Origin of the sequence: Sagittula marina (genome assembly GCF_014196795.1) — a bacterium.
GTDB classification, from domain to species: Bacteria; Pseudomonadota; Alphaproteobacteria; order Rhodobacterales; family Rhodobacteraceae; genus Sagittula; species Sagittula marina.
On the sequence record NZ_JACIEJ010000008.1, the window covers coordinates 106,553 to 119,990 of the forward strand.

Below are 13,438 nucleotides of genomic sequence, written 5' to 3' on the forward strand. Positions count from 1 at the left end.
CACTGCCGCTGCGATTTCCTATCTTCGGGCGAATCGAGACGCGGTGGGAGGTTTTCGATGCGATTGTTGATGGCGGTTTTGGCGGTCACGCTCGGCGTGTCGGGGGCCGTTTGGGCGCAGGACCAGATCGTTCTGCCCGACGACGGCATGGATGCGCCGGGGCAGGGGGGGCAGCCGCCGCTCGCTGGCGGGACGGAATTTGTCATGAAACCTGTCACCGTGAAGGACCAGAACCAGCTGCGCGGACGATACGGTGCCGCCTGGACAGATGGCGAAGTCAAACAACGCGCCGCCGTCACCTGCGCCGAAGCCGGAATGCGCCTGGTCTATTTCAAACCCGACGCCCCCGACACCAAGGGGCGCAAGGAATTCGCCGCCGTGTGCCAATAGCCCGGCGCGCCTCATGCGGCTGCGCCAAAACCCGTGGGTTACGCGAATCGTCGCGCCTATCTGCCGGAGCAGCCCCCGCGCAGGCGCGTCATCAGGTGCCAAACGTTGCGCGTTCTACACACTTTAGTGGCAAACCTATGCAATATCTTTCAAAATCAGTCATTTCCCCTGTTTTATCCTGTTCCCGTATCGGGGCAGGATGCGTATAGTTTTGGAATTAACGCGGCTCATATTGCGAAGACGCGACAGGGGGATATGAAGAATGATCAGATCGGAACTGATCCAGAAGATTGCGGACGAGAACCCGCATCTGTATCAGCGTGACGTAGAGCGGATCGTGAATACGATCTTCGAAGAAATCACCACTGCCATGGCCCGGGGCGACCGGGTCGAGCTGCGGGGCTTCGGAGCGTTTTCGGTCAAGAAACGGGATGCACGCACCGGCCGGAACCCTCGCACGGGTGAATCGGTTGAGGTCGAAGAGAAACATGTGCCGTTCTTCAAGACCGGGAAGCTCTTGCGGGACCGCCTGAACGGGAATTAACTCATGCGCTACATTCGCTTTGCTGTCTACGCGGTGGTCGCCATCGTGCTGATCGTGATTTCTCTGGCCAATCTCAGCCCGGTGGAACTCAGCACTTTGCCGGACGGTCTGGCAGCGGTGCCCGGTATGGGGTGGCTGGCGGTATCAGTCCAACTGCCTTTGTTCATTGTGGTTCTGGGCGCGATGCTGGCGGGCTTTGTGCTGGGTGAGCTGTTCGAATTCCTGCGTGAGCACAAGTATCGCGTCGAGGCCCGCAGCAAGAAGGGCGAAGTTCGCAAGCTGGAGCGTGAGCTGAAGAAAACCCAGGGCGAGCGTGACAAGGACAAGGACGAGGTCCTCGCGATCCTTGACCAATCCCGCGCCTGACAGGCAGCAGACCGACACGGCAAGGGCGGCTCTTTGAGACGCCCTTTTCCCTTTTGAAGGAGCCACCCTTGGCTGACATTCGTGTAAAGATCTGCGGTCTGACCCGGCCGCAGGACGTCGACGCCTTGGTGCAGGCCGGTGCGGCCTATGCCGGGTTCAATTTCTTTCCCAAAAGCCCACGGTATGTGACGCCTGTACAGGCGCGCGAACTGGCGCTGGATTGCCCGCCGGGACTGGCCAAGGTCGCGCTCGTGGTAAACCCCGACGACGCTCTGCTCGATGAGATCACCGCCATTGTGCCGCTTGATTTCATCCAGTTGCACGGTCAGGAAACGCCGGAGCGCGTGGCCGAAGTGCGCGCCCGCTATGGTCTGCCCGTCATAAAGGCCGTTGGCCTGTCGTCCGAGGATGACCTGCCCAAGATCGACGCCTTTATGGCGGTGGCCGATCAGCTTCTGATCGACGCCAAAGCGCCCAAAGGGGCCAAGTTGCCCGGCGGCAACGGGCTGCCCTTTGACTGGCGGTTGATTGCGGGCCGACGTTGGCCCAAGCCGTGGCTGCTGGCCGGTGGTCTGACCGCCGACAACGTGGCCGAGGCCATCGCCATGACCGGCGCTGTGCAGGTGGATCTGGCCTCTGCCGTCGAAAGCGCACCGGGGGTCAAGGATCCCGCCAAAATCGCGGCCTTCATCACCGCGGCACAAGCGGACCCCGTGCCACGCTTCTGACCGACGGCTTAGAGCAACTCCAACACGCGTTCCGGTGGACGCCCGATCACGGCCTTCCGGCCTGCGATCAAAACCGGGCGCTCTATCAGCTTTGGCTCCTGCGCCATGGCGGCGAGAAGGGTCTCGTCATCGGCGTCTTTGCTCAGCCCCATCTCCTTGAACGCGGCCTCCTTGGGTCGCATCATTTCGATCACCGGGACACCGAGCAGCGCGCGCAGGCCCCGCAGTTCATCCGCACCGGGGGCGTCCTCCAGATAGCGGCGCACCACGACCTGCGCTCCGCGCGCTTCGAGCAGCGCCAGGGCTTCGCGCGATTTGGAACAGCGGGGATTGTGCCACAAGATCATAGCCATTTCTCCCGTCCGGTGCCGACTGCGTCGGCCACGTTGGCAAACCCGTCCCGCGCCAGCAAGCTGTCCAATCCGCGCGCGATCTCCGCCCCCAGTGACAGCCCGCCGTAGATCAGCGCCGTGTAAAGCTGCACGGCAGAGGCCCCGGCGCGGATCTTCTCATACGCTTGTTCGGCAGAGCCGACGCCGCCCACGCCGACCAAGGGCAGCTTGCCCCCGGTCAACTCTGACAAGCGGGCCAGCGTGCGCGTCGACTTCTCGAACAAGGGCGCGCCCGACAGGCCGCCCATTTCGCCCTTATGCGCGGAGTGCAGCCCGGCGCGGTCGAGCGTCGTATTCGTCGCGATCACCCCGGCCACACCAGAAGACAGCGCCACCTCGGCCACGTCCCGCAGGCCGTCGGCATCCAGATCCGGCGCGATTTTCAGAAACACCGGGATCGGTTTGGCCAGCCCATCCCGCGCCTCCATCACGCCTGCGAGCAGCGCCGACAGCGCCTCCTTGCCCTGCAGGTCTCGCAGCTTTTCGGTGTTGGGCGACGACACGTTCACCGTGGCGAAATCCAGATGCGCACCGCAGCGTGTGAGCACCTTGGCGAAATCTGCGGCGCGGTCCTCGCTGTCCTTGTTTGCGCCAAGGTTCAACCCCAGCACCATGCCAGCCGGCCGCGTGGCGAGACGGGCGGCGGCGGCTTCCATCCCTTCGTTGTTAAAGCCAAAACGGTTGATCACGGCGCGGTCTTCCGTCAGGCGAAACAGCCGCGGCTTGGGGTTGCCGGGTTGCGGGCGCGGCGTGATTGCGCCCACCTCGACAAAGCCAAACCCGGCGCGCGCCAAGGGCGAGAGCGCTTCGGCGTTCTTGTCAAATCCCGCCGCCAGACCCACCGGGTTCGCCAGCGCCATCCCTGCCACAGTGCAGCGCAGCCTGTCCGATGTGACCTCCCCGGCCAAAGGCGCGAGGCCAGAGGTCAGCGCCTTCAGCGCCATCCCATGCGCCGCTTCCGGGTCCATCCGGTGCAGGGCCGCCAGCCCCAGTTTCTCGATCGCCTTCATCCGAAGATCTCTCCTGCCTCAGAGGGGGCGGTGCGGATCAGTCTCGAATCGGCCACAGCCGCCTGCCGATGCACCACGGCCTTTGCATACTCCGCGTCCTTGACCATCGCCAGGAACGCATGCGCCGACGGATAGCGTGCGATGAACATATGGTCCCAGACCTCGTCCGAAGGCCCGATCAGCGTGCCGCGAAAAGTGCCCCGCCACAGGATCGACCCGCCGACGCGCGCCAGAACCGGGCCGCTCTCTGCGCCGTAGCGCGCATAGGCCTCTGCCCCGCTCATGGTCTGCCCGAACAGCGCGTGCCCGTCCGGGTAGCTGGCCACCTCACGCAGCCGCACGAGGTTCAGCATCTCGCAAGGCTCATCGCGATCCAGACCTTTGAACAGGTCGAACTGCGCGCGCGTCGGGTCGATGTTCACGCGAAGCCATCCGGGAAGCGATGCGCGCCGTCTACCAGCGGCAAGGGCTGGCACCATTCGATGTGCTCCAGCTTCAGCGGGCCGTAGTAATGCGGAAACAGCGCGCCGCCACGCGATTCCTCCCACTTCAGGGCGTCTTCCATCCGCTTCACCTCCAGCGCGGCAAGGAAGAGACCGTCCTCACCGGCGAAATGCTTGGCGGCGGTTTCGCGCGCTTGTTCGGTGGTGGAGAAATGGATGTAGCCATCAGCCACGTCGATGGGGGCGCCTTGGGTTTCGCCCGCCTCGCGCAGGGCGACCCATTCGTCGGTCCGGAGAATCTTGTAAATCTGCATAGGGGAGGGGATGCCGCGAAGCGCAGCGTGGGTCAAGGCAGGAGCCGTCGCGGGGTCCATGGGGCCACTGGGCGTCGCGGTGATTTCGGGCAGCCCGTCATGCGGCAGTCACTTGCCGTAGCGATACCCCTGATCGGCCTTTGACTCTTTGAGAAAACGGGGGTCTCCTACCCGCATAAGAACATCGACGGAGAGGTTTTTCATGTTCCGCACAATGACCAGCGCCGCAGCGCTTGCCCTGATCGCAGGGTCAGCCAGCGCCGACTATTCCCTGACCATCCTGCACACCAACGATTTCCACGCCCGGTTCGAGCCTATCTCGAAATACGATTCCGGTTGCTCGGCAGAGGACAACACCGCCGGCGAATGCTTTGGTGGCTCGGCCCGCCTGCAAACCGCGATCACCGACGCCAAGGCGCGCAGCGACAACCACATCCTTGTGGATGGCGGCGACCAGTTTCAGGGGACGCTGTTTTACACCTATTACAAGGGCAAGCTCGCCGCTGAAATGATGAACCAGATGGGCTACGACGCGATGACCGTGGGCAACCACGAATTCGACGATGGCCCAGAGGTGCTGCGCGGATTCGTCGATGCGCTCGACTTCCCGATCCTGATGTCCAACGCGGATGTCTCGGGAGAGCCGCTTTTGGCTGACACCCTGATGAAATCCACCGTGATCGAACGTGGCGGTGAAAAGCTTGGCCTGATCGGCCTGACGCCACAGGACACGGATGAGCTGTCCAGCCCCGGCGCCAACATCATCTTCACCGATCCGTCAGAGGCCGTTCAGGCCGAAGTCGACAAGCTGACCGAGGAAGGCGTCAACAAGATCATCGTCCTGTCCCACTCGGGCTACGGCGTGGACCAGAAGGTCGCTGAAAACACCACCGGCGTCGACGTCATCGTGGGCGGCCACACGAACACGCTTCTGGGCGACATGGAGGGGGCAGAAGGCGCATACCCGACCATGGTTGGCGACACGGCCATCGTGTCGGCCTATGCCTACGGCAAGTTCTTGGGTGAGCTGAACGTGACCTTCGACGACGAGGGCAACGTCACCGAGGCCTCCGGCGCGCCGATCATCATGGACGCGGCCGTGACCGAGGACGAGGCCACCAAATCCCGCATCGCCGAGGCCGCCGTGCCTCTCGATGAGATCCGCAACAAGGTCATCGCAGAAACATCCGAGGCGATCGACGGCTCTCGCGATGTCTGCCGCGCCGGCGAATGCCAGATGGGCAATCTCGTGACCGACGCCATGCTGGCACGGGTCAAGGATCAGGGCATCGACCTTGCGATCAATAATGGCGGTGGTTTGCGCGCCTCCATCGACGGGGGCGAGGTCACCATGGGCGAAGTGCTCACCGTGCTGCCGTTTCAGAACACGCTGTCCACCTTCCAGGTGACCGGCGCCACCATCAAGGAAGCGCTCGAAAACGGTGTCAGCCAGATGGAAGACGGCGGCGGTCGCTTCCCGCAGGTCTCCGGCATGTCCTTCACCGTCGATCCCTCGGCAGAGGTGGGCAGCCGCGTGTCCGAGGTCATGGTCGGTGACGCCCCGCTGGACGAAGGCAAAGTCTACGGCGTTGTATCCAACAACTACGTGCGCAACGGCGGGGATGGCTACGCGATGTTCCGTGACGCCGAAAACGCCTATGACTTCGGCCCCGATCTCGCCGATGTGACGGCGGAATTTCTGGCAGAGGTGGGTCCCTACACGCCCTACACCGATGGCCGCATCAAGGTCATGGGCACCGAATAAGCCGCGCCGCATAAGGCGATCATGATTACGGGCCCTTCCCCATCCGGGGGAGGGCCTTTTCAGTCCTGCCAAGGGGAAAAAGCAAATGATCCCGGCATTTTGCGGCTTCTTCGCTTCAACAATACTGCCGCTGGGGCGGGGCAAAGGCCGCTTCTGACGTCCGGACCACCGCGCGCGTAAACCGTTTGTGACCTTTTGTCACCGCGACGCGTGAACTACCGATCGGAAGCACGCTGCAAGCTGGCCTGTTCGTGCGTGACCGACGGGTAAACCGGGCACAGAAAGCGCCGCCAAACAGCGGATGCAAGAAAAAGCTGGTCCAGAAACTGCAACGCGCGATGGGATCATCCCACCGCGCGTTGATTCAAGTCTTGTATGGGGCAGCCCGGTTGGACAGTCAGGCGGCGTTGGCGCCATCGGTGAACTGCAACCGCGCCAAGCGCGCATAGAGGCCGCCCTCAGCCACCAGCGCGTCATGGGTGCCCTGCGCCACGATGCGCCCGCCTTCCATGACCACGATCCGGTCGGCCTTCTTCACCGTTGCCAATCGATGCGCCACGATAATGGTTGTGCGCCCCTCCGCCAGACGGTCCACCGCGTGCTGCACAAGCCGTTCGCTTTCGGCATCCAATGCGCTGGTCGCTTCGTCCAGCAGCAGCACCGGCGCATCCCGAAGGATCGCACGCGCTATCGCCACACGCTGCTTTTGGCCCCCGGACAGCATCACGCCGCGCTCGCCCAGCCAGGTATCGTAGCCCTCTGGCAGGGTGGTCAAAAACTCATGCGCAGCCGCTGCATGTGCCGCCGCTTCGACCTCGTCATCCGTCGCATCGGGGCGGCCAAAACGGATATTGTCGCGGGCCGAGGCGGCAAAGATCACCGGGTCTTGCGACACCAATGCCAAGTGCTGGCGGAAGCCTTCCCGCGCCATATCCGTCAGCGCCACGCCGTCCAGCGTGATGCGTCCCGACCGCGGATCGTAGAACCGTTGCAGCAGTTGTATGATGGTGGTCTTGCCTGCCCCCGAGGGACCGACCAGCGCCACGGTCTCTCCGGCGCGAATGTCCAGCGTCACGCCGTCCAAGGCCGACACGCCGGGGCGCGAAGGATAGGAGAAGTGTACGTCGTCGAACGATATGTCACCGCGCACCGGGGCGGTCAGGACCTTGGGCTGCGCCGGGTCCTGAACGATGTCTTCGGCCTGCAACAGCTCTACCAGACGCTCCGTCGCGCCGGCGGCCCGTTGCAGTTCCGAGAATGTCTCGGACAGCGCGCCGACGGCCCCGGCGACCATCACGGAGTAGATCACGAACTGGATCAGCGCCCCGGCGGTCATGTCACCCGCGCGCACGTCCCATGCCCCAATCCAAAGCACGCCGACAATGCCGGTAAAGACGAGGAAGATCACGATCATGGTCAGCGCCGCACGGGTCCAGATGCGTTTGCGCGCGGCGACGAAACTTTTCTCCGTCACTTCGGCAAAGGCCGAGCGCGACAGCGTTTCGTGAGAATAGGCCTGCACTGTCTGCACGCTGCTCAGCGCCTCGGATGCGTTGCCCGAAGATGCGGCAATCCAATCCTGGTTTTCGCGGCTCAGCACGCGCATCCGCCGCCCCAGCACAAGGATCGGCACGATCACCAGCGGCACGATCAGCAGCACCATCCCGGTCAGCTTCGCCGAGGTGAAGAGCATCAAGACCAAGCCCCCGGAAAACAACAGGATATTCCGCAATGCGATAGATATGGAGGAGCCTATAACCGACAGGATCAGGGTGGTGTCCGTGGTGATCCGCGACAGCACTTCGCCGGTCATGATCTTCTCGTAAAACGCCGGCGACAGGCCGATCACGCGGTCGAAAACGGCCTTGCGAATGTCGGCCACGACCCGCTCGCCCAGCCGGGTCACCAGTGCGTAGCGCAGCGCCGTGCCGATCGCCAGCACGCCCGCAATCGCCAGCGCCGCGCCAAAGTAGCGGTCCAGCATCGCGCCATCGCTGCCGTTGAAATTGTCCACCACGCGGCGCACCGCCAGCGGCAGCACAAGCGAGGTGCAGGCTGTCAGCACCAGCGCGGTGATTGCGGCGAACATCAGCCCCTTGTAGGGCCGCACAAAAGGCCACAGGGCGCGCAATGCGCCGACGTTTTTTGACTTTTCACGCTCTTCGCCAGCGGCTTTTGCCGGTTTGCGGGCCATGTCTTCTCCTGTGGTCTGACGCACAGGCGGTTGTGGAACGCCGCGACCGTGGGGTCAAGTATTCATAGGTCGCGAGGCGTCCTTAGCCGGTCTGTCAGAAAGGGGAGGGTATTGGAGCGGGTACACGGGATCGAACCGAGATAGCCTGCTTGGAAGGCAGGTGCTTTACCATTAAGCTATACCCGCTCGGGGCAGTGCCGTATCTATGCCAGCAAACGCCCCCGGTCAAGCCGTTCTGCGGCAGTTTTCGCAAGGGGGCGTCGTGGCGCGGATTCTCATTTTGTCGAGCGTTGTGGCCTGCGGTCATGTGGGCCTGTCCGCAGGGCAGCCTGTGCTGCAACGGCTTGGCCACAGCGTGACGGGCCTGCCCACCATCATGCTGTCGAACCATCCCGGCTTTGCCCATGCGGCGGGCGACCGTGTTCCGGTGGAGCGTCTGCGCGCCATGGTCGACGCTTTGGCGGACAATGGGTGGCTTGGCGTCCATGACGCGGTGCAGACGGGCTATCTGCCAAGCCCCGCGCATGTGGGTTTTGCCTGCGAGATGATCGACCGGATGCGGGCCTTGCGCCCCGGTCTGCGTGTCATCGTTGATCCTGTCCTGGGTGACGATCCCGGCGGGCTGTACGTGTCGCAGGACACGGCCATGACGATGCGCGAATCCTTGGTGCCGCGCGCCGACATCGTGACGCCGAACCGGTTCGAAGCGGAGTGGCTGGGGCATGTGCTGCCCCAGACCGCGCGCGTGGTAGAGACCTCAGCGCGGGCTGGCGCGCGTTTCGGCGCGCTGGACAGGTCCGCCGACGGGGCCACGTTCTACCCGGTGGCCAAACAGGCAAACGTGCCGCAGGGCACCGGCGACGTGCTGGCCGCCCTGATCGCGGCGGATGTGCCGCTGGGGCAGGCGCTCGGGTACTTGCAATCGCTGATTGCCGCCAGTCTTGGTGCGCCGCATCTGGCCATCGCCGAAGCGAACGACATATGGACGCGGGCAACCGCCCTGAAAGGAGAGCCACATGGCCTTTGATTTCATCCTGATGCTGACCTCCAACGACCGCACCATTCCTGACGCGCGGGTGCGGCTCGAAGAGGCGCTCGCAGGCGGTGTGCGCCATATCGGGTTCAAGGACGTAGGCCTGCCCTTCGACGAATTGCGCGGCCTGTCCGACGCCATTCGCGCCGCAGGAGGGCGGTCTTACCTGGAAGTTGTAAGCCTTGATGCCGATTCGGAAATCGCCTCGGCCCGCGCGGCGGTGGGCCTTGACGTGGACTGTCTCCTTGGGGGCACGCGCGCTGCCGAAGTGACGGAAATCACCCGCAGTCATCCCCTGCGCTACTACCCGTTTCCCGGGCGGATCGTCGGCCATCCGTCAGTGCTCGAAGGGCCGGTGGAGGCCATCGTTGACAGCGCGCGTCGCCTGACTGATCTGGAGCATGTGCACGGTCTGGACCTGCTGGCGTACCGCTTTGACGGTGAGGTGCCGGACCTGATGCGCGCGGTGTGCAGCGCGGTGGACAAGCCCGTCATCATGGCCGGCTCCATCGACTCAGAGGACCGCGTGCGCGCCGTGGCCGAAGCGGGGGCGGCTGGCTTTACCGTGGGCACAGCGGCGCTGGACGGGGTTTTTCCTGCCGAGGGAGAGGGCTTTACCAGCCAGATCCGGTCCATCCTCGATATGACAGGCCGGGCACGGCGGTTGTCTGCCGCGCCGCGCCGCATCGCTTTGGTGGCCCATGATGCGCGCAAATCGCATCTGCGCGCCTGGGTGCTGCGCCATGCGAAACTGTTGTCCGGCCAGCGCGTGATCTGCACCGGCGGCACGGGGCGTCTGGTCACGGATGCGGTGCCGGACCTGACCGTCCACCGTCTGCAACGCGGCAGCATGGGCGGCGACCAGCAGCTCGGCGCGCTGATCGCGACCGGAGAACTGGACGCGGTGATCTTCTTTGCCGACCCCTCTGATCGCCACGCGGGCGATGCGGATCTGCAGGCGCTGACCCGCTTGGCGATTTACCACGATACGCCGCTGGCGCTGTCCCCATCGGCCGCGGATGCGCTGATGGACGGTCTGATCAGCGGGTAATCTTGTGGTGCAGCACGCGCACCGTTGACATGGCGCGCGCGGCGCGCTCAACCTCCGGCAAAACTGGGGGGCCTATGTCAAAGACGGTGGTGATTGTCGGAGCGGGAATCGTGGGCGTGTCCACGGCAATTTGGCTGCAACGCGCCGGACATGCCGTCACGCTTATCGACCGCAAGGGGCCGGGCGAGGGCACCAGCCACGGCAACGGCGGTGTGCTTGCCAGCGCAGCCCTGGTGCCTGTGCCGACGCCGGGTTTGTGGAAACGCGCGCCGAGGATGCTGCTCGACCCGCACGAACCGCTGTTTCTCAAATGGGGGTATCTGCCGCGTCTTTTGCCGTGGTTGACGCGCTACATGGGCGAGGCCACCGCCGAGGGCGTCGCCAAACGTGCCCGCGCCATTCTGCCCATCATCGGCGACAGTCTCAATGACCACATCGCCCTGTCCAAAGGTACGGGGGCAGAACGCTTTGTCGTGCCAAGCGACTACCTATATGTCTATGATACGCATAAGGATTATCTCGCTGACGGCGCCACATGGCAGGTCAAACGCGATGCGGGATTCGACTGTGAGGTGATGGATGGTCCGGCCTTTCACGCCTACGATCCGTCGTTTGGCCCCGCGTATCAATGCGCTGTCCGGCAAAAGGACCACGGGCGCATCAGCGACCCCGGCGCCTATGTCAAGGCACTCGCCGCCCATGTGGAAACCGAAGGCGGACGCATCCTGCGGGGGGATGTGACGGACATCGCCCGCGAGAACGGGCGCGTGACGGGTGTCCGGGTCTCCGGCGAGCATCTCGCCTGCGATGCCGTGGTGCTGGCGGCCGGGGCATGGTCGGCAGGACTGGCGCGGCAGCTCGGGGTGACGGTCCCGATGGAAAGCGAACGCGGCTACCATCTGGAGCTGTGGGAGCCTTCGGTCATGCCCCGCGCGCCGGTCATGATCGCCAGCGGAAAATTCGTTGCCACGCCCATGGACGGGCGGTTGCGGCTGGCGGGGATTGTGGAATTCGGCGGACTGGACGCGCCTGCTTCCAAAGCGCCCTTTGCCCTGTTGGAAAACAACATTCGCAAGGCCATTCCCGGCATCACGTGGAAGCGCCGCGTCGAATGGATGGGCCATCGTCCAAGCATGTCCGACTCTCTGCCGATGATCGGGGCGGTGCCGGGTGCGCAGGGGGCCTTTGCCGGGTTCGGCCATGACCACGTCGGCCTGACGGGCGGTCCCAAAACCGGGCGTCTTCTGGCACAGCTGATTTCCGGCACCACGCCGAATATCGACCTGGCCCCGTATAGCCCGTCCCGCTTTCGCTAGCGGACTGGCGCTCTGACACGCTTGGGGCAAAGACCGTTCTTCGGACGCGTGAGCGTAGTGAATACCTAGTAATTTACGGGCTTTTCCCACTCCTGTAGAGGGATCGTTTCCATTTTCGCATCAATCTGAGCCGCGTCTCAGAGGGATATGTGGAATCGATGCCAAAATTAGCAACCAATGTCGCGGCCTTTGGATCGCCGGCGGATGCGGCCCTGTTCGGCGGCAATATCCTTGCCCCGCGCGCGCATATGACCGGTCCAGAGAGCTACGCCCAGGCGATCGAGGCGCTGGGCGTCACTGGCCTGCGCTATCCGGGCGGTTCGCTGACGGAATATCTATTTGACATGCGCAATCCGGACGCGACGACCGCCATTGATCCCCTGACCGGGGAGGAGGTCGATTTCATTCCGCTGTCCGATGTCATGGAATATTCCGCAGACACCGGGCGCGGGGTCAGCATCGTGATCCCCACACGCGACCAGTTGTCGAGCAGTGCTCTGGATGACAACGGCGACCGGATGCCCGCCATTGATCGCGACGTCCTGACCGGCTTTGTCAACGATGTGGTCTCTGGTGAATATGGCGCGGGCACGGTGACCGCCTTCGAGATCGGTAACGAATACTGGGGCTCGGGAGAGATGACGGCCGCCGAATATGGCCGCCTTTCCGCCGACATGGCGGAGATCATAGACCGTGAATTGAACGACCTCGCTGAGGAATTCCCGCAGGCGGCGGACATTGATGTTCTGGTCCAGGTGGGCACGAACTTTGGCAGCTCCGACCTCTCGGCGGCCTATGTGGGGGTGCCGGTTGACGAGGTGCTTGCGGACCTCAATGACACCTACGATCTGTCGCTCGACGACGATGTGATTTTCCCGAACGGTGGGCTCGACTGGACGGAGATCAACAATGAAATCCTGCTCTCCCACTTCGACGACACCGCCATGGCCGCAACTGACGGGGTGATCGCCCATGTGTACTCCCGCGCGCCGACGGTGGAGCATTCCCGCTGGTTCCAGCTTGAGCAGATCGAGGAACACTGGCTGTCGCGTGATCCGGATCTGGAGATCCACGTTACCGAATGGAACCAGAAAGCCAACACGGAGGCCTTGGAGGGGACCGAAGATTACGGGCTGTTTCAGGCTCAGGAAATGCTGGAACAGGTCGAGGAATTCATGCGCATGGATGTGGATGCCGCGCAGGTCTGGCCACTGATCCAGAACACCGACTCCGCACTTGCGCTGGGCCGGGACTTCGACGCCGCGACCGCCCCGGGACAGATGTTTTCCATGTTGTCGGAGAACCTTACGGGTATGCGGATGCTGGATTTCACCCCGCAGGACGACGACCGCGACACGGAATTGACCACGCCAGAGATGGATGTGCACGTCTTTGCGGATGGCGAGGACATGGTGATGTATTTCACCTCCAACCTGCGCGATGGGGTCGTGAATACGGAGGTGGACATCTCCAATCTTGTTGACGGCTTTGACAGTATGGAAATCACGACCCTCGGCGTGGCTCGAGGCGCGGCGCCGGGCGACACGCAAAGCGCGCCGCAGGTGGGTCATCCCGATGCGGAGGATCTGCATGTGGACGGTCTGATCGAGACCATCCTCGCCCCGGGCGAGATCATGCAGGTGCGCCTCGACAATGTGCAGCCTACGGCGGATTTTGCCGATGCGTTCGCGCAAACGGCCTTCGACGGCGGGCGGCCAGCCCACCAAGTGGCAGGTGTCGTGGACGACAGCGAGGATGGCATCGACGTGCCCGATCACGAAGCGCGGGCTCCGGACGACGAAGCCGAGCGGGACGAAGACGGCGGCGACATGGGCAGCATGTGGCTGCTTGGCTTGATGCCTTTGCTCTTTCTGCTGGGCTGAGCGCGCGCG

14 protein-coding genes and 1 tRNA gene are annotated in these 13,438 nt (G+C 63.7%); 9 read left to right on the forward strand and 6 right to left on the reverse strand.

Annotated elements, in window-relative coordinates:
* Positions 1 to 57 precede the first annotated feature (57 nt).
* The 4 genes from GGQ68_RS15890 (at position 58) to GGQ68_RS15905 (ending at position 2,028) form a co-directional block, all read left to right on the forward strand.
* Complete coding sequence (locus tag GGQ68_RS15890) at positions 58 to 390, forward strand: hypothetical protein (RefSeq protein ID WP_183967722.1); 333 nt, start codon at positions 58 to 60, stop codon at positions 388 to 390.
* A gap of 262 nt (positions 391 to 652) precedes the next feature.
* Positions 653 to 934: an integration host factor subunit beta gene (ihfB, locus tag GGQ68_RS15895; protein ID WP_183967724.1), complete on the forward strand. Its 282-nt coding sequence runs from the start codon at positions 653 to 655 to the stop codon at positions 932 to 934.
* A gap of 3 nt (positions 935 to 937) precedes the next feature.
* Complete coding sequence (locus GGQ68_RS15900; RefSeq protein WP_183967725.1) at positions 938 to 1,300, forward strand: LapA family protein; 363 nt, start codon at positions 938 to 940, stop codon at positions 1,298 to 1,300.
* Positions 1,301 to 1,368: 68 nt separating this feature from the next.
* Complete coding sequence (locus tag GGQ68_RS15905) at positions 1,369 to 2,028, forward strand: phosphoribosylanthranilate isomerase (protein WP_183967726.1); 660 nt, start codon at positions 1,369 to 1,371, stop codon at positions 2,026 to 2,028.
* An 8-nt stretch (positions 2,029 to 2,036) separates the two neighbouring features.
* Here GGQ68_RS15905 and arsC read toward each other — a convergent pair whose 3' ends face one another.
* The 4 genes from arsC to GGQ68_RS15925 are packed head-to-tail and all read right to left on the reverse strand — an operon-like array spanning position 2,037 to position 4,187.
* Positions 2,037 to 2,375: an arsenate reductase (glutaredoxin) gene (gene arsC / locus GGQ68_RS15910; protein WP_183967943.1), complete on the reverse strand. Its 339-nt coding sequence runs from the start codon at positions 2,373 to 2,375 to the stop codon at positions 2,037 to 2,039.
* A complete protein-coding gene (locus GGQ68_RS15915; RefSeq protein WP_183967727.1) occupies positions 2,372 to 3,430 on the reverse strand; it encodes a quinone-dependent dihydroorotate dehydrogenase in 1,059 nt (352 codons plus the stop codon). The genes arsC and GGQ68_RS15915 overlap by 4 nt, the downstream gene beginning before the upstream one ends.
* Complete coding sequence (locus GGQ68_RS15920; RefSeq protein WP_425502985.1) at positions 3,427 to 3,852, reverse strand: DUF1330 domain-containing protein; 426 nt, start codon at positions 3,850 to 3,852, stop codon at positions 3,427 to 3,429. Before GGQ68_RS15920 ends, GGQ68_RS15915 begins: the two co-directional genes overlap by 4 nt.
* A complete protein-coding gene (locus GGQ68_RS15925) occupies positions 3,849 to 4,187 on the reverse strand; it encodes a DUF952 domain-containing protein (RefSeq protein WP_183967729.1) in 339 nt (112 codons plus the stop codon). Before GGQ68_RS15925 ends, GGQ68_RS15920 begins: the two co-directional genes overlap by 4 nt.
* Positions 4,188 to 4,389: 202 nt before the next feature.
* Between GGQ68_RS15925 and GGQ68_RS15930 the strand changes: the two genes are divergently transcribed.
* Positions 4,390 to 5,952: a bifunctional metallophosphatase/5'-nucleotidase gene (locus GGQ68_RS15930; protein WP_183967730.1), complete on the forward strand. Its 1,563-nt coding sequence runs from the start codon at positions 4,390 to 4,392 to the stop codon at positions 5,950 to 5,952.
* Positions 5,953 to 6,349: 397 nt separating this feature from the next.
* On the opposite strand, the gene GGQ68_RS15935 is transcribed toward GGQ68_RS15930, so the two are convergent.
* Together GGQ68_RS15935 and GGQ68_RS15940 are read right to left on the reverse strand one after the other, a co-directional pair.
* Entirely contained in the window at positions 6,350 to 8,146 is a 1,797-nt protein-coding gene (locus GGQ68_RS15935) for an ABC transporter transmembrane domain-containing protein (RefSeq protein WP_183967731.1), read from the reverse strand.
* A gap of 112 nt (positions 8,147 to 8,258) precedes the next feature.
* Positions 8,259 to 8,332 (reverse strand) — tRNA-Gly (locus GGQ68_RS15940).
* 76 nt (positions 8,333 to 8,408) lie between these two features.
* Between GGQ68_RS15940 and GGQ68_RS24325 the strand changes: the two genes are divergently transcribed.
* The 4 genes from GGQ68_RS24325 (at position 8,409) to GGQ68_RS15960 (ending at position 13,429) form a co-directional block, all read left to right on the forward strand.
* Positions 8,409 to 9,173, forward strand: coding sequence for a bifunctional hydroxymethylpyrimidine kinase/phosphomethylpyrimidine kinase (locus GGQ68_RS24325; protein ID WP_183967732.1), 765 nt, complete (start codon positions 8,409 to 8,411; stop codon positions 9,171 to 9,173).
* The gene (locus tag GGQ68_RS15950; RefSeq protein WP_183967734.1) at positions 9,163 to 10,230 is read left to right on the forward strand and encodes a methylglyoxal synthase; all 1,068 of its coding nucleotides are present in this window, start codon (positions 9,163 to 9,165) and stop codon (positions 10,228 to 10,230) included. Before GGQ68_RS24325 ends, GGQ68_RS15950 begins: the two co-directional genes overlap by 11 nt.
* A 29-nt stretch (positions 10,231 to 10,259) precedes the next feature.
* Positions 10,260 to 11,546 carry an NAD(P)/FAD-dependent oxidoreductase gene (locus GGQ68_RS15955; RefSeq protein ID WP_343055956.1) on the forward strand — a complete coding sequence of 429 codons (1,287 nt, stop codon included), beginning with the start codon at positions 10,260 to 10,262 and terminating at the stop codon, positions 11,544 to 11,546.
* 158 nt (positions 11,547 to 11,704) lie between these two features.
* A complete protein-coding gene (locus GGQ68_RS15960; protein WP_183967736.1) occupies positions 11,705 to 13,429 on the forward strand; it encodes a hypothetical protein in 1,725 nt (574 codons plus the stop codon).
* The last annotated feature ends 9 nt before the right edge of the window (positions 13,430 to 13,438 follow it).